Genomic DNA, 19,502 nt, shown 5'->3' with positions numbered 1-19,502 from the left:
CCATACCAACATTAATAGTATAGTGGATCCCCTGCTTGTTCTCCAAGTTTTATTTTCATTATACTTTTTCCATCATTCATGTTAAGCTATATTTGAATTGCGAAAAATCAATCTGAGGTGTACCCGAATTGACCTATCCCGTTTCTTACTTATTGTATTTAGCCCATTTTCATCTGGATCATGATTACTTTGAATGTCATGAAATATTAGAAGAATATTGGAAAAATGAAACACAACAAAAACGCGACTCCGTTTGGGTCTTGCTGATTCAAATTGCCGTTTCCTGCTATCACCATCGCCGTGGAAATTTCAAGGGGGCCGGTAAATTGCTGTCAAAGGTCCAAACACAGCTGAAAAAAAATCGAAAAGAACTCTTTCAGCTCGGAATCGATCCGGACCGTCTTTCACATTTACTTTTATCCCGTTATCATGACATTCTGAATCAGAAAGAGTTTCGGCCGTTTGCTCTCCCATTGAACAATCCCAACGTGAAAAATCAGTATATGCAATTAGCCCGACAATTTTCTATTTTCAACTGGAGTGACATCCGCAATAGAAAGTACATTGTCAACCGACATTCGCTGCGCGATCGTTCCAGTATCATTGAGAACCGTCTGAAGTCACTGGAAAAGCGGCATAATTCCGGTGCCGCCGCATGGAAAAAATGCTGAACTTCGTTCAAGATCTTTTTTAATCTTTTTAAACTTCTTAAAAATCCGCCATAACGATTTCGGGCGGCAGGCGTAAAAAAAGAGTGCCCAATCTTTGGAACACTCTTTTACCACATTTGATTAAGCATCATCTTCATTTAACTCGCAATTATCGAAGAACGCAGCTGTATACTCGTTTGGTTTCAGCTGCTTATCACTGTGAAGTTCTTTGAGAGCTTTCAGCATCGCTTTTCCGATTCCTTCTTGACGATAGGAAGGATTGACACAAATATGTTGAATTTCAGCAATATTTCCTTCTTTTAGTTGAATTCCAACGACTCCGACAATATCTTCTTTATCTTCTTTTTTCCATAAATACAGCTGCCATTGATCATCAGTTTCGTATGTTTTCATGGTTTGCTGTAGCTTTTTAACGTCCTTTTCATTAGGCATGAACGATAACAAGCCCATTGCAATTTTTTCAAAAGACTTTTTATAACGAATAAGCATTCTTAATCCCTCTTAAGTTCGTGTATTTCCGCTACACTCTTTCCATTCATCCAATGACATAGCTGTAACTATATTACTAAAATTTATCGAAGGAATCAACTTATGGTTGCAAAATGGAAATATATGCCTGAACGAATCCGTCGTCTAGCCAAAATAGGCGTAAGATGCTTCTTCCCGTTCTCCACCTCTTCTATCCTTTCATTACGCGTTTTCAACGGAAACAGTTAGCGGTAAGTCTAATTTCACCAAATCTTCATAGCTTTCCCTTTTGATCACAAGACGCGCTTCTCCGTTTTCGACAAATATCACAGCCGGCCGTGGAATTCGATTATAATTGTTGGCCATGGAATAACCATATGCTCCCGTACAAAAAACGGCTAAAATGTCTTTATGGTTCGGTTTTGGAACAGGCAAGTCCCATATCAGCATATCGCCAGACTCGCAGCATTTTCCCGCAACGGATACCGTTTCTTCTACAGGATCATTCATCCGATTGGCAATGACGGCCTCATATTTGGCATCGTAAAGAGCCGGTCGAATATTATCCGACATTCCCCCATCAATGGCCATATATTTCCTCACTTCAGGAATTTCCTTCATTGAACCGATTGTATACAATGTCATTCCGGCATCTCCCACAAGAGAACGCCCCGGCTCAATCCAAATTTCCGGCATTGTTAAATGAAGGAGCTCCGTTTGCTGTTTCACTTCATGGATAATTTCTTCCACATAGCGGGACGGTTCAAGCGGATCATCCTCGCTCGTATATCTTATGCCGAACCCACCGCCTAAATTAAGAACTTCAGGCTGAAACTGATACTTTTCTTTCCATTCCGCCATCTTGGTCAACAATTTTTTGGCCGCCAGCTTAAACCCAGTCGTTTCGAAAATTTGAGAACCGATGTGGCAATGAAGACCAAGAACATTTAAATAAGGTGAGCAAAGGGCCATTTTCAGCGCATCCTCGCTTTGTCCGCTGTTTAAATCAAACCCAAATTTGGAATCTTCCTGCCCTGTTAAAATATAGTCATGAGTATGAGCTTCCACTCCAGGCGTCACGCGCAGCAAAACATTTACTTGTTTGTCTTTCTTTTTGCATAATTGCTGCAAGAGTTCAAGTTCATAAAAATTATCAACGACAATGCACCCGATCTCGTAATCAAGCGCCATTTCCAACTCTTCTTCGCTTTTGTTATTGCCATGAAAATGAATTTTTTCACGTGGAAAATCCGCTTTAATAGCCGTGTACAGCTCACCGGCAGAAACAACGTCAAGCGATAGTCCTTCCTGATCTGCCAGCTGAAGCATGGCGATGGAAGAAAATGCCTTGCTGGCGTAGGCAACCTGAGCCTTAACCCCCAACCGTTCAAATGTATTTTTAAATCCGCGCGCCCTGTTTCGGATCATGGCAACATCATATACATACAGCGGTGTACCGTATGTTTTCGCCAATTCTACCACATCTGCGCCGCCAAATACTAAATGCCCTTTCTCATTAATGGCAGCTGAAGCATGTTCTACCATTTTTATCCCTCATTCCGTCATCCGATTTCTGATATAATCACCGCAAGATTCTGATAAATCTATTGATGAAAACAATCGACAGCCGAACACTGTCGATTGATCTCGTTTCATAAAAAAGATAAATGTAATATAACATATATTTGAAATCAGCTCAACTTCAAGATTACCACTGAGTCAGTCAAGATTTTGTGGGAACTTTTTTGGTTCGCTAAAAAACAGGTGTAAGTCATAGGTTAGCGAACCATTTTTTTAAATATCATCCGTAAGCGCTTTCGGACTCTCATCCCTTGCCATGACAGACCGATATGTATACCTTTTTTTACCATCCCTTGAGTTCAGACAGGGCATGATAGATCGGTGTCCCGGACGATTGCTGTAAATATGGCACGTTATTCCGCGTGATCTCCGGCCAAAGACGGCGGACGCGTTGTTTCGCCTTGTTCACGATCGTCTGTTTGGTGGATGCCGTCGACACCGTTTCCTCCGCCGGATGCGACGATTCTTCTCCTAAACGACGTCCGAAAAGACGAATCCCATCCATCCGGGCAATCATTGCCTTGAAAAACGCCCTAAGTCCCTTGTCTGTCCAACTGCGGCGGTATTTCACCCGATACGCCAACTGGCTCATCACGCTTTCAGCCCTCCCCATCGGATACATGCCCGTTGTGTCCACTCCTTGCTCCTTCAGCCATTCCCGGTAATCACGGATGCATCCCGGCATCGATTCGATCCGGTGGATCAAGGCAGCCAGCTGTTGTTCTTTCGCTTCGTCCCCCAGCGTGCCGAGGGCGCTGTTCAGTTCCACAAGCAGCTTCTCTTCATCCTGCTTCGCCAGCTTTTGCCGAATCGCCTGCCACCGTGGATGGCCCGAGAGGCATTGGCGCAACTCACGCGCCACGTGGAATCGATCCAATTGGAAGCAGACCCGTCCCTTGAAATACTCCCGGCACGCGGTAATCCATGGAGCGCCGTCCCCGTTGATGACAAGAAGATCCCGACACGGATCATAGGCATATTCATTTATCAAAAATTCCTCGAAGCCTTCCCACACCTCCCCCTTGCCCTCATGGACGTAATGGCGCTGATTGACAAATTCGATCCGTGAGCCGTTGCGCTTCCACCCTTCGTGAACGGTTAGGATCTTGTCTTCCTTGGCCCGTTTTCCCTTCCCTTGGCGAGAAACAAACAGTCCATCGGCCTCCACAAACAGCACCCGTCCATATCGCTGGTTGACCGGGCAGTGCAGCGGAGCTTCAGCTTCGAGCACCAACTGGCGGATCGCCTCATGGCTCATCACCGGATACCCGACCATCTGGGCAAGCGTACGAGCCGCTTTGCGATAAGAAGAGCACTCCACCGCCAATCCCACCGCTGTTTCTTCTAGACAAGGGCTGATTGACTGCGATCCATCAAACGCTAAAAAGGAATCAAGCAAAAACGTGTAACGGTTTTGTTCCCGGTCTAAATAGTAGTTCCGCTCAAAGGTAACTTCGCCAAACAGGGTTTGAATCGTGATGCGTCGTTTGTCTTTCAAGTGGTACCGGCGCTTGTCCCGGGTTTCCGCCAATTGTCGGTCGATGTCCTCCAACAAAGCCGTAAACAGTTCGGCGAAGGCGTTTTGCAAGGCTCGAAACAAATCAAGTTCGATCTCTTTCCATGACAACGAATTTGTGGTAAGATGTTGTTGAATATTCATGGGACTCTCTCCTCCTGTTTGATGGTTTGGCAATGATCATCTTACCAGGGAGAGAGTCCTTTTTTCATGTTTCCTGCTTGGGATCCTACCGCGCTTCGCTTGGTGGCCCCGATGAGGGGGATTGCGAACCTACGTTCCCAACCCCCTCATCGGGGAATTCTAAGAATTTCTCCCACAAACATTTTACTCACACATTACCACTTTGTTCCTCCGGCCTATTTATTACTTGTTTTCATCCTATTCAAAACAGAGTAAATCAATATGGCAGGGAAGTTTTAACTGATTTCGATCATGATGATTTGGTCGGCTGTTTGTATCGATCTTGCGGGTGAACAATGCTCGGACGAATTTTTTCTCCCGGAACCGGACGTCTTACCAACACATTTAACAACGCTTTTGGATTAAAAGGGATAAACGGCCATAAATAAGGTGTATTTAATGAACGAATACTGGCCAGATAGATGAGAAAAACGGTGCTACCGATGACAAATCCCGGAACTTTAAAAAGGACTACCATAATGAGAAGAAACATTCTTGCCAACGTATTGGCAATGCTTAATTCATAGCTGGGAGTCGTAAAGGTCCCGATGGCTGCGACGGATACATATAAAATGACTTCCGGAACAAATAGTCCAACTTCCACTGCAATTTCACCGATCATCACGGCTGCAATCAGCCCCATAGCCGTTGATAACGGCGTCGGTGTATGAATGGCCGCTATTCTGAATAATTCGATTCCCATGTCTGCTAAAAAGATCTGAACCACTACAGGAATATGCGACTTTTTGTGGGGGCCTATATAATCGATTTGATCCGGAAGCAAGGATGGATCTTTCACACATAAATACCAAAGAGGCAACAGAAAGATGGAAATAAAAATGCCGATAAAGCGCGTCCATCGTACAAATGTCCCTACGGCTGCTGCCTCCCGGTATTCCTCGGCATGCTGGACATGATGGAAAAACGTTGCAGGAGTTAAAATAACGCTTGGCGATGTATCCACAATAATCATCACATGCCCTTCCAATAAATGGGCGGAAGCGATATCGGCTCTTTCTGTATAACGAACGAGTGGATATGGGGTATAGCCTTGCTTCAGCAAAAATTCTTCTACTATTTTATCGGCCATGGGCAAGCCGTCGATATTAATGTTTTCAAGCTCTTGCCTGATCACGTTGACTAAGTCGGGATTAGCCACATCTTTAATATATCCAATGGCTACATCCGTTTTGGAACGCTCCCCTATTTTCAATAACTCGAACCGCAATCGTTCATCACGGATTCTCCTTCTTGTTAATGCCGTATTCATAATGATATTTTCCACATAGCCATCACGGGAGCCTCGCACAACTTTTTCGGTGTCCGGCTCTTCCGGCTGTCTGCCGGGATAATGCCGAACATCGACAATAAAGGCCTCTTCTTCCCCTTCCACTAAAATGGCTACAAGCCCGGATAGTACTTGATCCACCATTTCATCAATCGTTTTCACTTTCTGAACCGATTGATTGACAATTCGGTTTTCCACGATTTCTTTTACTCGAATGGTATTTCTTTCTGTATCGTTGAGACGAGTCAAAAACATCAAAATACCTGTTATAAAGGAAGTATCGCATAGACCGTTCACATAATATAGATGAACGTTTTTTCTGATGATTTTTAGCTTCCGAACACCGAGATCAAAACTAGTGCCCAATCCCACCCTTTCTTTCATCATTTCTTCAAGATGAGAAAGGTCTTTAGGAATGGTGGTTTTCGTATTGAGATCTTGCTTTCCCATTGTTAAACACTCCCTTCCAATGTATCAACAAAACAAACATATTTTTTATCGCTATAGCCGGGCAAAATACATCCAATGAAACAGCGATCCGGCCACTTTTCCTATCACGATCGCCATTAATAGCCATACGATTTGATCATCAACGCCTATTCTTTTCGCTAAAATCGGCAACACGTTCGTGACTTCTGTCAGCGCAGCCGCAAGCATTCCAATAAAAATCCCGTACATAAGCCCAATTGGAATCAAAAACGCCGGAAAAAAAGAATATGTCACTTTCCATAAACTGATCAAACATCCGAACAATGCTCCAAGCACGATCGCCCATTCATAATAGCTAATCTTGTTGACGGTTTTCGTCAGCTGAGTAAGACGCGGCACAATTCCCAGCACACTTAGAAAAGCGACGAATCCTCCTCCGACAGATAAGCCACCAGCAAGCCCGACAAAGGCTGCTATCGCCTCTTTAATCATCTTTCAGTTCCTTCATGCTTTCTTTGTTTTCATGTACAATCATGTATTGGTCTAAATCTTGCTGGTAATTGAACATTTCGACTTCCAAAGGGCTCGGTTCTTCGTTAATCCGTTTTTGAAAGACATGATTGAAGAATAAAATCATTCCCACACCTAAACCAAGCGAGTACGGAATTTGGAAAATCAGCGGATTTTGATCCTCTTTTCCCGTGATAATTCGATACAGCTCCCTATGAACTTTTCCCATGCTCACATCTTCATGAAAGTTCATAATGGTAAAAGCCGCTCCGATAAATAACAGCAGCCAGACGCTGATAAACAAGAGCGGGGAAGCTTTCTTTTTCTTATAAATCACTTCTACAATCGTCTGAGCCGGCCCGATGGTCTGAACATCTGCCTGTGGAAATACTTTCAAAACTTGATCAATTACCTTGATGACATCGATAATAATAAAATTTTTATCCTCTTTTCTAATCTGATAAATGGGCAAGTTTTGCAAAGTGTTCAAATACGGTTCTGGAGCAATAATTTGAGCAAGATCTTTTAATAATAGTTTTTGCAACTCGGGACATTGTAGCTTGTTTCTCATCCGAATGTAGATTGTTTTTTCCATAGTTTTACCACTTCCTGAGCGATCAGTTTGTTTCTGTTCATAGTATGGGCCGTTTTGGTTATTTTTTTCAATCCAATAACTGTCAGTCATCCTAAACATATGGTATCCATCCATTGGCAAAAGCCCATGGAATTTGATGCAAGATAGGAAATCAACCATTTTGAACAAAAAAAAGCACATGAATCGTTATGATTGATTCATGTGCGTTCTCATTTGAATTAAAATCTTTTTCTCAAGCCTTGACACTTGCACTTGAGATATTCCCAGCCTTTCAGCCACTTCAGATTGCGTCTGATCTTTATAATAGCGCAAATAGACAATCAGCCTTTCCCGTTCATCCAATTCACGGATCGCCTCTTTTAGCGCCATTTTATCAAACCATTGCTCATCATTTTGATCGGCGATTTGATCCAGCAAGGTAATAGGATCACCGTCATTTTCATACACTGTTTCATGAATAGAGGTAGGCATTTTGCTAGCTTCTTGCGCCATAATGATTTCTTCCGGCGAAAGCTCTAAATGCGCTGCCAATTCGTTGATTGTAGGAGCCCGCCCTAAACGTTTCGTTAATTCATCCTTTGCTTTGCGTACTCTGTTTCCCATTTCTTTCAAGGAACGGCTCACTTTTACTGTACCGTCATCTCTTATAAACCTTTGTATTTCCCCGATGATCATGGGGACCGCATAAGTCGAAAACTTCACATCGTATGTCAAATCAAATTTATCTACAGATTTTAATAATCCGATACAGCCAATTTGAAACAAATCATCCGGTTCATATCCCCTGTTTAAAAAACGCTGTACAACAGACCAGACTAGCCGCATATTTTTTTGGACAAGGAGCTCTCTTGCCTCTTGATTGCCTTGCTGGCTCTTTTGGATCAAATCTTTCACTTCATGATCTTTTAAGATGGATGGTTTACCTTTATCCTTTTTCAATTCCACGTCCATAGGCACGACTCCTTAGTTACACAATGCTTTACTGTTGGCGATGTGTTTGGTCAATCGAATCGTGGTGCCTTTTCCAGGTTGTGAGATCACTTCGACTTCATCCATAAAATTTTCCATAATCGTAAAGCCCATGCCTGAGCGTTCCAATTCAGGCTTTGTTGTAAACAAAGGTTGGCGAGCTTCTTCGATATTGGCTATCCCAATCCCTTCGTCCCGTATGACCATGTCGACGACGCCATCTTCAATGGCGACAGAAATATAGATGATTCCTGCAGGATTGTTTTCATATCCATGAATGATGGCATTCGTCACAGCTTCTGACACGACCGTTTTGATTTCCGTCAATTCATCCATCGTCGGATCCAGCTGTGCAATAAAAGCAGCCACCGTCACTCGAGCAAATGATTCATTTTCGCTAATAGCACTAAATTGCAAACTCATTTCATTTCGCATTCTACGCTACCCCCAATCTTACCAAAGCGCCTGTCTCTGATTGTTCCAATCGAATGATTTTGAACAGTCCCGACATTTCAAACAGCCGCTTGACAGATGGAGATATGGCGCAAACGACCATCTCACCATGTTTTTGCTGAATTTGCTTATATCTGCCTAATATGACACCGAGTCCGGAGCTGTCCATAAAGGACAAATGCTCCAAATTCAAAACAATATGACGAATATCGTATGCTTCGATGGTTTCTGACGCCTGTTTTCTCAATGATTCAGCCGTGTGGTGGTCCAATTCGCCGCTTAATCGAATGCAGAGCACATCCGTTTTCACTTCCATATCAATCGCAAGACTCACAGCGTTTTCCTCCTTTAATCCTTTGCTAGTGAGTCAATTCGACTTATGAATCATGGAATCCTTCTCCATGACAAAAATAGTATCTATTCGCCAGAACCAGTGGATTTTATACAAAAACCTCCATCTTCTAAATCAAAGGTTCTATTCCTTTGCCTTTGTGAATAAGTTAAACGCTTTCTTGTAATATTGCCACCAGCCGGCTTTTGCTACATTCTCTTCGCTGATCAACGGCGTTTTGGACAGAATTTTTCCATCTTTTTTCAAAACGAGTTCACCAATTTTGTCGCCTTTATGAACAGGTGCCTTTATATCTTTTTTCAGGTGTATATCCCTCTGCAGCTTATTCAACGCCTCGCCTTTTTTAATAAGAACCGAGACGCTTTCAGCCGTTTTGGCATCAATTTTGGATTTTTTACCTTTGGAAATTTTGACTTGCCCCAACGTTTCTCCCTGTCCGTAAATCGGGGAAGTTTCATAGCGCGCAAAAGCATAATCCAGCATTTTGGAAATTTGTGTATTTCTTGACTTTGGAGTAGGTGCTCCAAATACGACTGCGATGACGCGCATATTATTTTTTTTCGCTGTAGCAGTTAAACAATATTTCGCATCGTTCGTAAAACCGGTTTTCAAACCATCTACTCCTGGATAATGTTTGACTAGCTTATTCGTATTGACGAGCCAAAATTTTTTATCGGTGTTTTCACGGAGATAGGATTCATAAAGCCCCGTATATTTTGTAATTTGTGGGTACTTTAACAGCTCTTTTGCCATCAAAGCCATATCGTAAGCAGAACTGTAATGGCCTTTTGCCGGAAGCCCAGTCGGATTTTGAAACTTGGTATCTTTCAATCCCAACTCCTTGGCTTTTTTGTTCATCATTTTCACAAATTCTTCTTCGCTCCCCGCAATATGCTCTGCCATTGCAATAGAGGCATCATTTGCAGATCCCACCGCGATGGCCTTTAGCATTTCTTTCACCGTCATCTCTTCACCAGGCTCCAAGAAGACTTGTGACCCCCCCATGGAAGCCGCTTTTTCGCTTGCTCTTACTTTATCATTCCAATGAAGGCGCCCTTCTTGTATAGCTTCCATAATGAGAATCATCGTCATAATTTTGGTCATAGATGCCGGAGGAAGCCGTTCATGGCTGTTTTTGTCATAAAGAACCGCTCCTGTATCTCTTTCAATTAAAACAGCGGATTTTGCTTCATCAGCAAGTTCCGATTTTGATCCATCCTTTTGCTTTTCTTCTGCAAAAGCAAGTGATGACATAGATGATATCCATAGGAACAAAGCCGCGAAGACGATCAAGAATCGTTTCATTTTTCTACCCTCCATTTGTTTTGTAAGCTATCTAAACCCATCTTTTCCAGTTTCATAAAATTTATGCAAAGTTTTCCTGAAATAAATAAAAAGAAAAGACCGACCTCTCCGCATCCCAGACAGATCTGTCTATTGAGGAATTGGGAGAAGCCAGCCTCATAAAAGCGATGCTAGCCGTTTTTATTTTGAAATGACTTCGTATATTAACGTCGGTGCCGTCACTTTTTCTTTGGAAATCTTGATGCTTTCATATAACTTTTCTTTTACATCTTCAACATCTTCGCGATTGCTGTATATGGTGACGATCGATTCGCCTTTTTTGACTTCGTCGCCGATTTTTTTCTTCAGTACAAGACCCACTGCCAGATCGATTGTCGATTCTTTTGTGGCTCTTCCTGCCCCCAGCCACATTGCTGCCGTTCCAATGCTGTCCGCTTCCATCTCTGCTATATAACCGTCTTCCTTAGCAGGCAAGTCGATTTGGTACTTTGCCTGCGGCAGTTTATTCGGTTGATCCACTACAGAAGCATCGCCTCCTTGGGCAGCCAAGAAAGTTCTGAACGTTTGCAATGCTGATCCATTTTGAATGGACGTAAGCAGTTTCTCACGCGCTTCTTCCAGCGTATTTGCTTGTTCTGCCAGCAAGACCATGTAACTGCCTAAAGTTAAACAAAGTTCGGTTAAATCTTTCGGTCCTTCCCCTTTTAATGTATCCATCGCCTCTTTTACTTCCAATGCGTTGCCGATCGCATAGCCAAGGGGCTGACTCATATCCGAAATGATGGCCATCGTCTTACGTCCAACTTGATTGCCGATGCGAACCATCGCTTCCGCAAGCTGACGCGCCTCTTCCCTTGTTTTCATAAAGGCACCCGCCCCGGTTTTGACATCCAGTACAATGGCATCGGCACCTGCGGCGATTTTTTTGCTCATAATGGAACTGGCTATCAGCGGGATACTGTCTACCGTAGCCGTTACATCTCGGAGAGCATATAATTTTTTATCTGCAGGCGTTAAGTTCCCGCTTTGCCCAATAACAGCCAATTTATTTCGGTTTACGAGTTCTATAAATTCTTGATTGTCAATTTCTACGTGAAAACCTGGTACAGACTCTAGTTTATCAATGGTGCCGCCGGTGTGGCCCAAACCGCGCCCGCTCATTTTAGCAACCGGTACGCCAACCGAAGCCACAAGCGGTCCAAGTACAAGCGTCGTCGTATCGCCCACTCCTCCAGTAGAGTGTTTATCGACCTTGATTCCGTGAATCGCCGATAAATCGATTTGATCACCGGAACGCACCATCGCCATCGTCAAATCTGCACGCTCTCTTTCTGTCATTCCCTGAAAAAATATGGCCATTAACAACGAGCTTACTTGATAATCCGGAATTTCTCCTTTTGTGTAGCCGTTAATAAAAAATTGAATTTCTTCTGTAGAAAGCTCATTTCCGTTTCTCTTTTTTTCAATAATATCTACCATTCTCATCTGTTCTCACCGCTTTTGAACGATTTCAATGTTATTTTATACTTCGTTCCATCCATCGCTTTTTCATGCTTTTCCTGATGAAATTGCCGTACAATACCCTTTCATGAGGGCAGAACCATTTGATCCTGTTCATTCATTTTAAATAGGGTAAAAAGCTTTCCCCATGCTCCGGCATACGGACTTGGAAATTATCCGCCACAGTTGCCCCGACGTCTGCGAACGTTTTTCTGATCGGCAGCTCGTTTCCTCCATGAAAACGTTTGGAGTAAACGAGCAACGGCACAAATTCGCGTGTATGATCCGTTCCGTGGTGAATTGGATCATTGCCGTGGTCCGCTGTGATAATCAACAAGTCTTCATCCGTCATTTTGTCGAATACTTCAGGCAATCTGGCATCAAATTCTTCAAGTGCTTTCCCGTATCCGATCGGATCCCTGCGATGACCGTATAAAGCATCAAAGTCTACCAAGTTGATAAAACTCAAACCGGTAAAATCTTGATCAAAGACCGAAATGAATTTATCCATTCCATCCATATTGGATTTGGTCCGAATGGCTTCGGTCACCCCTTCGCCATTATAAATATCAGAAATTTTCCCAATCGCGATGACATCGAAGCCGCTGTCTTTCAATTCATTCATAACAGTACGGCCAAATGGCTTTAACGCATAGTCATGGCGATTGGACGTTCTAGTAAAATGGCCCGGTTCACCGATGAATGGGCGTGCAATCACCCGTCCCACTTTATATTTTTCATCTAACGTCATCTCTCGGGCAATTTCGCAAATTTTATATAACTCATCCAACGGTACAATCTCTTCATGGGCGGCAATTTGTAAAACCGGATCTGCAGACGTATAAACAATCAAAGCCCCGGTTTCCATATGTTCTTTTCCCAGTTCTTCTATAATGGCCGTACCGCTAGCCGGTTTGTTTCCAATCACTTTCCGACCTGTTTTTTCTTCCAATTGGCGAATTAATTCCTCGGGAAATCCATTCGGAAATACCTTAAAAGGCTTGTCAACTCGGAGCCCCATGATTTCCCAATGCCCTGTCATCGTATCTTTTCCTTTTGATGCTTCTTGCATCTTTGTATAATAAGCCAGCGGTTTTTCTGCTATTGGAATTCCTTTTAACGGTCTTATATTACTTAAGCCCAACTTCGCCATATTCGGCATGTTCAAGCCATTCATACGCTCTGCGATGTGTCCAAGCGTATCTGCGCCTTTATCGTTAAATTTTTCAGCATCGGGAGCTTCCCCTATTCCTACAGAATCCATCACGATTAAATGAACACGTTTATATGTACCTTTTTCCACCTGTACAACCTCCTTATCCATCGATGTCATGACTTGATCGCAAACCGGTCGATCAGGTTTCCACCCGCTTTAATCAATCGATTTCGGATCAAGAGCCCCCTTTTTAAAACGATTTCATTTCTTTATCCAGCAGTTTCTTCCTCATTTTCATAAAGACCGGCTTCCTCGGTTTCTCTTCATTGCCACCAAGTCTACTTACATTTTAACCTATGCCCGTTTTCAAAAACAACTTGTAATGGAGGTTGACCGGTTATTTACGCTCTCGGATGGAATTTGGAATACACTTCCCGCAAACGCGTTTTGGTGACATGGGTATAGATTTGAGTAGTGGAAATATCCGCATGCCCCAGCATTTCCTGTACAGCTCTTAAATCGGCTCCGTTTTCCAGCAAATGAGTGGCAAAAGAGTGCCTTAGCGTATGGGGGGTTAATTCTTTTTCAATATTCGCTTTTTTGGCCAGACCTTTTAAAATTTTCCAAAACCCTTGCCTTGTCAGCCTGTTTCCATGATGATTCAAAAATAAGGCATCTGTCCGATATTTTTTTGATTGCATATTCGGACGGCCGTATTGCAAATATTGATCCAGTACATGAAGAGCCGTTTTTCCGACCGGAATAATTCTTTCTTTATTTCCCTTTCCAATGCAGCGCAAAAATCCCATTGTGAGATGAAGGTCGTCTAAATTCAAATTTACCAGCTCGCTCACGCGTATCCCGGTAGCATAAAGCAGCTCCAGCATGGCCGCGTCTCTCAATCCCGAGGGCTTAGATCTATCCGGAGCCTCTAGAAGCGCCTCCACTTCTGACAATGTCAGCACTTTCGGCAGGGAACGTTCAAGATGAGGGGATTCTATATGAACAGAAGGATCTTGATCCGCCATTTTTTCTCTTAATAAAAATTGATGAAAGGAGCGAAGAGAAGCAACATGCCTTGCCAATGTTTTGGCGGATTTCCCTTCTTTTCTCAAGTGGTTAAGAAATTGAATGATATGAATTCTAGTGATCTGATTCACATCGGTGATTTGCTCCACCGTTTGCAAGTAATGCAAATAGCTTTTCAAATCCCGTTCATAAGAAACGATTGTGTTTTTGGCCAATCCTTTTTCCACAATTAAAAAGTGAAGAAAATCTTGTAAATAGTCATTCACAGCCCATTACTCCCCATCATGATAAAAAAGTAGCAATCGATCTTGCCAATGAACATGATTGTCTTCCACGGATTGAAAAACTTTGACCGCGGAACCTTTTGGCTTTTCGTATCGATGATTCGTTTGATACTCTTGACTTATCCATATAATACCATAGTAAAAGAAAATCGTGCATCCTGTAAAAAGTAGAAACACTTTAATTGTCTGCCAAATCGTTCGAAACATTCACATGCCTCCCGGACCATAGCTTGTCTTGCCCCAAAAAACAAATCGTTTTTATTACAGGCTATGACGATTTTACAGAGGTTTATACATCATTCTTGAAATTTTAAGGAGAAAATAAAAAAACCTTCCAAATAACGAAGGTTTTTAGTTGGCATGCTGTTTTTCACGATTTTCTTTTTCCGCTTTTTCTTGGCAACGATGGCAAATGCCGTGAAAAGTAAGCCTATGGTCTTTAATCTTAAATTTCCAGCGTTTTTCAACGATCGCTTCTACTTCTTCCAGTAAATCTTCTTGGATTTCATCCACTGCTCCACATTCAATACAGACAAGGTGATGATGGAAATGGGCTGCCCCTTCTTGCCGAAGATCGTATCGGGAGACGCCATCGCCAAAATTGATTTTGTCTACCACTTTTAATTCCGTTAAAAGTTCCAGCGTTCGGTAAACAGTCGCAAGCCCTATTTCTGGTGATTTCTCTTTCACTAGGAGGTAAACATCTTCAGCGCTTAAATGGTCGGCTTCATTTTCCAATAGCACCCGAACCGTCGCTTCCCGCTGAGGTGTTAGTTTATAACTTGCGGAATGTAATTGTTTTTTGATTCGTTCAATTCGGCTTTCCATTTATGTTTTCCCTCCCTAGCCGATGTCCTTCTTATTATAACAAAAAGGGAGGAATAAGCAAAATAAAATCATTTTCATTTGATAGCAAAAGATATTCTTTTTTAATAATCATTATTTTAATACCATTTTCATTAAGCTAGGCGATAAGTAAGCTTCGACACTTGCCGCGATGGTCACGATCCCAACCGCAATGATAAAATAGATCACATATCGCGAAAACATCGGCAAAATAGGAAAATGCCCTGACTGATGGACGAAGATTTTTTTGATCAATTGCAAAGAAAACGCGACAGCTGATGCCGCTATTAAAATAAAAGCGGGTATGATAAACAAATTTTGAGGAAGCACCGCCGCAATACTAACTAAGAATCCCTTCCAGCCCATCTGATTCACTAAGAAACCGACGGAAAAGCCGACGACAATTCCTTTCATAAACAAGAATATAAAAATCAACGGCAAGCCGATAATGGAAATGCCAAGCACCCATATAAGCCCTAAATATTTTAAATTATGCCAAAAACTTTGCTGAAAAAGGTCTTCGCTCGCAGCGATATTTCCTTTGGAAACTTGTCCAAAAAACCGCTGCAAATAATAAAACAAATCTTCTTTTTGGACGTACGAAAGGCTGTTGACAATCACCGCGCCAAATACGATCCCCATCAGAAAAAGCGTCATGATAAACAAATAAATTGAGGAATTGGCTTGTACATGTTGAACGATAGAATGGGACGTGGTCTTTTTCTGCATATGTTTTCCTCCTAAATTTAGTTACTACACTGTATGCTGTCCCATTCTGTTTTATACCCAAAAAGCGTCCTGAGTCATCAGAAGCTAAAAAACGTCCGACAACGTCCATATCTTTAATCTTTAAGAAAAAGTTTAAAAAGAAGCTCACCTAACTTTCGGCCAGCTTCTCGATGGTGTTTGCTTTTTTATTATTTCTTATGGAAGATTTGCGATAGGTTCAGAGACGATTGCCTTTTTTTAATTTCAAATACTGTATCGCATAAACCGTTTTCGCATCTGCTATTTTGTTTTCTTTTATATATTGTTCTGCTTCCTCCAAAGTCATTTCCATCAATTCCACAAATTCATCTTCATCAGCGGCTTTGGCATTCTCTTTTTTGCTTAATCCTTCTGCCAAATACAGATGAACGATTTCATTTGCAAATCCCGGTGACGTGTAGAATGAAATAATATGGGTTAATTTTTCGCATACATAGCCGGTCTCTTCTTCCAATTCCCGGTGAGCAGTTTGTTCCGGGTCTTCCCCCGGTTCCAGTTTTCCCGCCGGAATTTCCACGAGCGTCCGTTCCAACGGCTTTCGGTATTGTTCCACCATCACAATCTTTCCATCTTTTGTAATAGGAAGGATGGCTACGGCTCCGGGATGCTTGACAATTTCCCGCTTCGATCGTTTTCCATCCGGCAGTTCCACTTCGTCTACTTGAACTTTAATAATCTTTCCTTCAAAAATGGGTTCCGTTGACAATGTTTTTTCTTCCAAACGCGACATTTTCACCACTCCTCTTTTCATGGACCCCTTTGTTCTATTCTGCTTTTCCCATCATAAAGTGTACCATAAAGCGATTACCGATCTGTGGTGTTTTCTTGATATCGGCTAAAAATCGGAAACTTTCCAAAATGACATCACTATGGAAACAAACACATTTCTCTAAATAAACAAAAACGGTGTGGAGGATTTGGCTGCTGCTCCACATTTTGCGGAAATAAGCGGTACCGGGAGGATAGAAAATGAGAGTGTACATAGGAGAAGAAAGACTCATACTGACAGGAAAAGCGCGGGAAATTTGCTCTATGCTAAAACAATACGCCAAACATCATATATGGGTAACAGAATTGCTGAAAAAGCGACTCTAAAAAGAACATTGTCTTCTCTTTTCTCGATTCGATATTATAAAAGAAAAAGGTGGTGTTATATACCATGGAAAAAAGACAGCTGGGCCGTTCCGCTCTTATGGTCAGCAAATTAGGGCTGGGATGCATGTCTTTAGGCACCGATGCAAAACAAGCAAGAACGATTATAGAAGCAGCTCTTGATGAAGGAGTCAATTATTTTGACACGGCCGATTTATATGATTACGGCGAAAACGAAAAAATAGTCGGACAAACGTTAAAAAGTGTGCGAGATCAAGTGATCATCGCAACAAAAGTGGGAAACCGCTGGAATGATAAAAAAGACGGCTGGCATTGGGACCCCAGCAAATCTTATATCAAAGAAGCAGTGAAAGACAGCCTTCGCCGTTTAGGCACCGATTATATCGACCTTTATCAATTGCACGGAGGAACAATCGACGATCCGATAGAAGAGACCATTGAAGCTTTTGAGGAGCTGAAAGCAGAAGGAATCATCCGGTATTACGGCATTTCCTCCATTCGTCCGAATGTGATTCGCGCATACGCCAAACACTCGGACATTGTCAGCGTCATGATGCAATACAATCTTTTAGACCGGAGACCGGAAGAAAAAGCTCTTCCGCTTCTGCACGAACATCAAATCAGCGTCGTCACGCGCGGCCCTGTTGCCAAAGGACTGCTGAGCACACGCTGGCGCGAAAAAGCAGATGACTCCGGATACTTAAATTATTCCTATCCGGAATTGAAAAACCTCCTATCGTCAATCGAAGACTATTTTCAAAACACTCGGACTCTAACGGAGGTTGCTCTTCAATTCAACTTATCCCATCCCGCAGTGGCTGCTGTCGTTGTCGGAGCCAGCTCTGTTGAACAACTGAAAGAAAATGTTCGGGCTGTTAATCGTCCGCCGCTTTCTGAAGAAGAATACTCTTTCTTAAAGAAGATGACCAAAACTGACCTGTACGAACAGCACCGCTAAACCTCAAGGGATTCATGGGAGGCGTGGAAGATTTTTGCGCGGCCTCTCTTTAATCCCTTTCAATATCCTGATTTGATTCATGTTATGTACTTTTCAGCAAGAAAGGAAGCAACGGCCAATCTCGCAGATTCCCGCTTCCTTTCCGTTGAGGAATGATCGGCCTGCCAGCCGTGTGCAGGCGGGAATTTTATTTAAAATCCTTCCAATCTAATCGGCTTTCATTCAGCAATTCTTCAAAACTTTTATTTTTTTCTCTTCTTTTTCTTTCTTCGCGCTTTTTTTCTGCTTCTGCTTTTTTCTTCATTTCTTCCTGCTTTTCAAGTTCTTTTTGCGTCATCTTTAGCTGCTTTAATATTTCTTCGTTGAGTGCGTCTTTCAATGTTAGCTGGGATTCTTGATCGACTTTCTTTTCCTTTGCCTTTCTCATGACGAACTTCCTTTCTTCTGTTCTTTCTTTTCATCATACCGAATTCGGCTTTCAAACAAAAGATTTTCACTTTGCTATATCGATTTTATTTCCCGACAGCACCACTTCCGGCAGTGCAGGGAATCTGCTATACTTAGTTCAACCTTAGGGAGGGATGAAAAATGAAGAAATGGAAATCGGGATTAACTGCTTGTTTGGCTGCGGCTGCAGGTGTTGGATATTATTTTTCCAATCGCCTTTTATACATAAAGAAAAAGGATGATCCGTTCATTTTAAAACGGGAAATGGATGCAAAACAGTTTCACCCTGAGGAATTTAACCGGCTGCCAAAAGAAGAGTTTTGGATTTCGTCGCCATTTGGTTATTCGTTAAAAGCAGTCTTGATCCGCCCGTATCCTCATAAAAAATTTATGATCTTTTGCCACGGTGTGACAGAAAATAAAATCAGTTCAATCAAATATTTGAATTTATTTTTAAAACTTGGTTTCAACGGCGTGATTTACGACCACCGCCGCCATGGAGAATCGGGCGGCAAAACGACTAGCTATGGATTTTATGAAAAGCATGATTTAAAAGCCGTAGTAGACGAGCTGATCAAACGGGAAGGCGACGGCGTCTTTTTCGGGATCCACGGCGAATCGATGGGCGCCGCGACCGCGCTTTTATACGCAGGCGAGATTGAAGACCGCGCCGATTTTTATATCGCTGACTGCCCTTTCTCTGATTTTCGCAAACAAATCGCCCGCCAAATGAAACAAGAATTAGGATTTGCCCCTAAGCCGCTTGTTCAACTTGCGGAATGGTCGGTATTATGGCGGGATGGTTTTTCTTTAAAATCGATTTCTCCCCTTGCCGCGGTCAGTGCTATTCGCCATCCGGTTTTATTTATCCATAGCGAAGAAGACGATTATATTCTTCCGGATATGTCAAAAGAATTATATGAACGGAAAAAAGGGCCTAAAAAATTGTATTTGGCTAAAAATGGAGCCCACGCCCGTTCCTATCTCGAAAATCCGGAAGAATATGAAAATGTGGTTCGGGAGTTTTTGCACGATACTGTCGGTCTTTCGCTTTAACTCTTTCATCTTGACTGCAAGGCCC

At 42.5% G+C, this 19,502-nt stretch carries 22 protein-coding genes; 4 read left to right on the top strand and 18 right to left on the bottom strand.

The genetic code is table 11. The annotated features are described in order from the left end of the window. Positions 1–128 precede the first annotated feature (128 nt). On the top strand, positions 129–671 hold the full coding sequence (locus tag N1I87_RS06705) for a DUF309 domain-containing protein (RefSeq protein WP_341101106.1): 543 nt from the start codon (positions 129–131) through the stop codon (positions 669–671). 120 nt (positions 672–791) lie between these two features. Here the strand turns inward: N1I87_RS06705 and N1I87_RS06700 are convergent, their stop codons facing one another. The 17 genes from N1I87_RS06700 to N1I87_RS06620 form a co-directional block, all read right to left on the bottom strand. Then, the gene (locus tag N1I87_RS06700; protein WP_048623612.1) at positions 792–1,160 is read right to left on the bottom strand and encodes a GNAT family N-acetyltransferase; all 369 of its coding nucleotides are present in this window, start codon (positions 1,158–1,160) and stop codon (positions 792–794) included. A 201-nt stretch (positions 1,161–1,361) separates the two neighbouring features. Next, on the bottom strand, positions 1,362–2,684 hold the full coding sequence (gene lysA, locus N1I87_RS06695; protein ID WP_341101105.1) for a diaminopimelate decarboxylase: 1,323 nt from the start codon (positions 2,682–2,684) through the stop codon (positions 1,362–1,364). Positions 2,685–3,003: 319 nt separating this feature from the next. After that, positions 3,004–4,380, bottom strand: a complete 1,377-nt coding sequence (locus N1I87_RS06690) for an ISLre2 family transposase (protein ID WP_341100208.1) — start codon at positions 4,378–4,380, stop codon at positions 3,004–3,006. 289 nt (positions 4,381–4,669) lie between these two features. Further along, complete coding sequence (locus N1I87_RS06685; protein WP_341101104.1) at positions 4,670–6,157, bottom strand: spore germination protein; 1,488 nt, start codon at positions 6,155–6,157, stop codon at positions 4,670–4,672. A 51-nt stretch (positions 6,158–6,208) separates the two neighbouring features. Next, positions 6,209–6,628: a stage V sporulation protein AB gene (locus N1I87_RS06680; protein WP_003355218.1), complete on the bottom strand. Its 420-nt coding sequence runs from the start codon at positions 6,626–6,628 to the stop codon at positions 6,209–6,211. Continuing rightward, entirely contained in the window at positions 6,621–7,241 is a 621-nt protein-coding gene (locus N1I87_RS06675; protein ID WP_040341908.1) for a stage V sporulation protein AA, read from the bottom strand. The genes N1I87_RS06680 and N1I87_RS06675 overlap by 8 nt, the downstream gene beginning before the upstream one ends. A gap of 186 nt (positions 7,242–7,427) precedes the next feature. After that, positions 7,428–8,192 carry an RNA polymerase sporulation sigma factor SigF gene (gene sigF / locus N1I87_RS06670; protein ID WP_341101103.1) on the bottom strand — a complete coding sequence of 255 codons (765 nt, stop codon included), beginning with the start codon at positions 8,190–8,192 and terminating at the stop codon, positions 7,428–7,430. A gap of 12 nt (positions 8,193–8,204) precedes the next feature. Beyond that, on the bottom strand, positions 8,205–8,645 hold the full coding sequence (gene spoIIAB, locus N1I87_RS06665) for an anti-sigma F factor (RefSeq protein ID WP_048623616.1): 441 nt from the start codon (positions 8,643–8,645) through the stop codon (positions 8,205–8,207). 1 nt (position 8,646) lies between these two features. Continuing rightward, the gene (gene spoIIAA / locus N1I87_RS06660; RefSeq protein WP_003355223.1) at positions 8,647–8,997 is read right to left on the bottom strand and encodes an anti-sigma F factor antagonist; all 351 of its coding nucleotides are present in this window, start codon (positions 8,995–8,997) and stop codon (positions 8,647–8,649) included. A gap of 141 nt (positions 8,998–9,138) precedes the next feature. Continuing rightward, positions 9,139–10,320 (bottom strand): D-alanyl-D-alanine carboxypeptidase family protein, encoded by a 1,182-nt coding sequence (locus N1I87_RS06655; RefSeq protein WP_270583127.1) that lies wholly within the window; start codon positions 10,318–10,320, stop codon positions 9,139–9,141. A 180-nt stretch (positions 10,321–10,500) separates the two neighbouring features. Continuing rightward, positions 10,501–11,805, bottom strand: coding sequence for a pyrimidine-nucleoside phosphorylase (locus N1I87_RS06650; RefSeq protein ID WP_003355225.1), 1,305 nt, complete (start codon positions 11,803–11,805; stop codon positions 10,501–10,503). A gap of 133 nt (positions 11,806–11,938) precedes the next feature. After that, a complete protein-coding gene (gene deoB, locus N1I87_RS06645; RefSeq protein WP_341101102.1) occupies positions 11,939–13,144 on the bottom strand; it encodes a phosphopentomutase in 1,206 nt (401 codons plus the stop codon). A 233-nt stretch (positions 13,145–13,377) separates the two neighbouring features. Next, complete coding sequence (gene xerD / locus N1I87_RS06640) at positions 13,378–14,271, bottom strand: site-specific tyrosine recombinase XerD (RefSeq protein WP_003355227.1); 894 nt, start codon at positions 14,269–14,271, stop codon at positions 13,378–13,380. 6 nt (positions 14,272–14,277) lie between these two features. Beyond that, a complete protein-coding gene (locus tag N1I87_RS06635; protein WP_003355229.1) occupies positions 14,278–14,496 on the bottom strand; it encodes a YqzK family protein in 219 nt (72 codons plus the stop codon). Between the two features lie 144 nt (positions 14,497–14,640). Further along, positions 14,641–15,117, bottom strand: coding sequence for a ferric iron uptake transcriptional regulator (gene fur / locus N1I87_RS06630; RefSeq protein WP_003355230.1), 477 nt, complete (start codon positions 15,115–15,117; stop codon positions 14,641–14,643). 111 nt (positions 15,118–15,228) lie between these two features. Next, positions 15,229–15,864: a stage II sporulation protein M gene (gene spoIIM / locus N1I87_RS06625; protein ID WP_048623618.1), complete on the bottom strand. Its 636-nt coding sequence runs from the start codon at positions 15,862–15,864 to the stop codon at positions 15,229–15,231. Between the two features lie 217 nt (positions 15,865–16,081). Next, positions 16,082–16,633 (bottom strand): NUDIX hydrolase, encoded by a 552-nt coding sequence (locus tag N1I87_RS06620; protein ID WP_003355232.1) that lies wholly within the window; start codon positions 16,631–16,633, stop codon positions 16,082–16,084. A gap of 239 nt (positions 16,634–16,872) precedes the next feature. Here N1I87_RS06620 and mciZ point away from each other — a divergent pair, with 239 nt between their 5' ends. Together mciZ and N1I87_RS06610 are read left to right on the top strand one after the other, a co-directional pair. After that, positions 16,873–16,998, top strand: coding sequence for a Z-ring formation inhibitor MciZ (mciZ, locus tag N1I87_RS06615; RefSeq protein WP_082142307.1), 126 nt, complete (start codon positions 16,873–16,875; stop codon positions 16,996–16,998). A 64-nt stretch (positions 16,999–17,062) separates the two neighbouring features. Next, positions 17,063–17,974 (top strand): aldo/keto reductase, encoded by a 912-nt coding sequence (locus N1I87_RS06610; RefSeq protein WP_340395928.1) that lies wholly within the window; start codon positions 17,063–17,065, stop codon positions 17,972–17,974. Positions 17,975–18,161: 187 nt separating this feature from the next. Here N1I87_RS06610 and N1I87_RS06605 read toward each other — a convergent pair whose 3' ends face one another. After that, positions 18,162–18,401, bottom strand: a complete 240-nt coding sequence (locus tag N1I87_RS06605; protein ID WP_270583131.1) for a YqkE family protein — start codon at positions 18,399–18,401, stop codon at positions 18,162–18,164. 161 nt (positions 18,402–18,562) lie between these two features. Between N1I87_RS06605 and N1I87_RS06600 the strand changes: the two genes are divergently transcribed. Next, on the top strand, positions 18,563–19,477 hold the full coding sequence (locus N1I87_RS06600; protein ID WP_341101100.1) for an alpha/beta hydrolase: 915 nt from the start codon (positions 18,563–18,565) through the stop codon (positions 19,475–19,477). The last annotated feature ends 25 nt before the right edge of the window (positions 19,478–19,502 follow it).

The organism is Bacillus sp. FSL W8-0102, assembly GCF_038007225.1.
Classification (GTDB): domain Bacteria; phylum Bacillota; class Bacilli; order Bacillales; family DSM-4216; genus Bacillus_O; species Bacillus_O smithii.
This window is presented reverse-complemented; position numbering and strand designations above follow the sequence as displayed.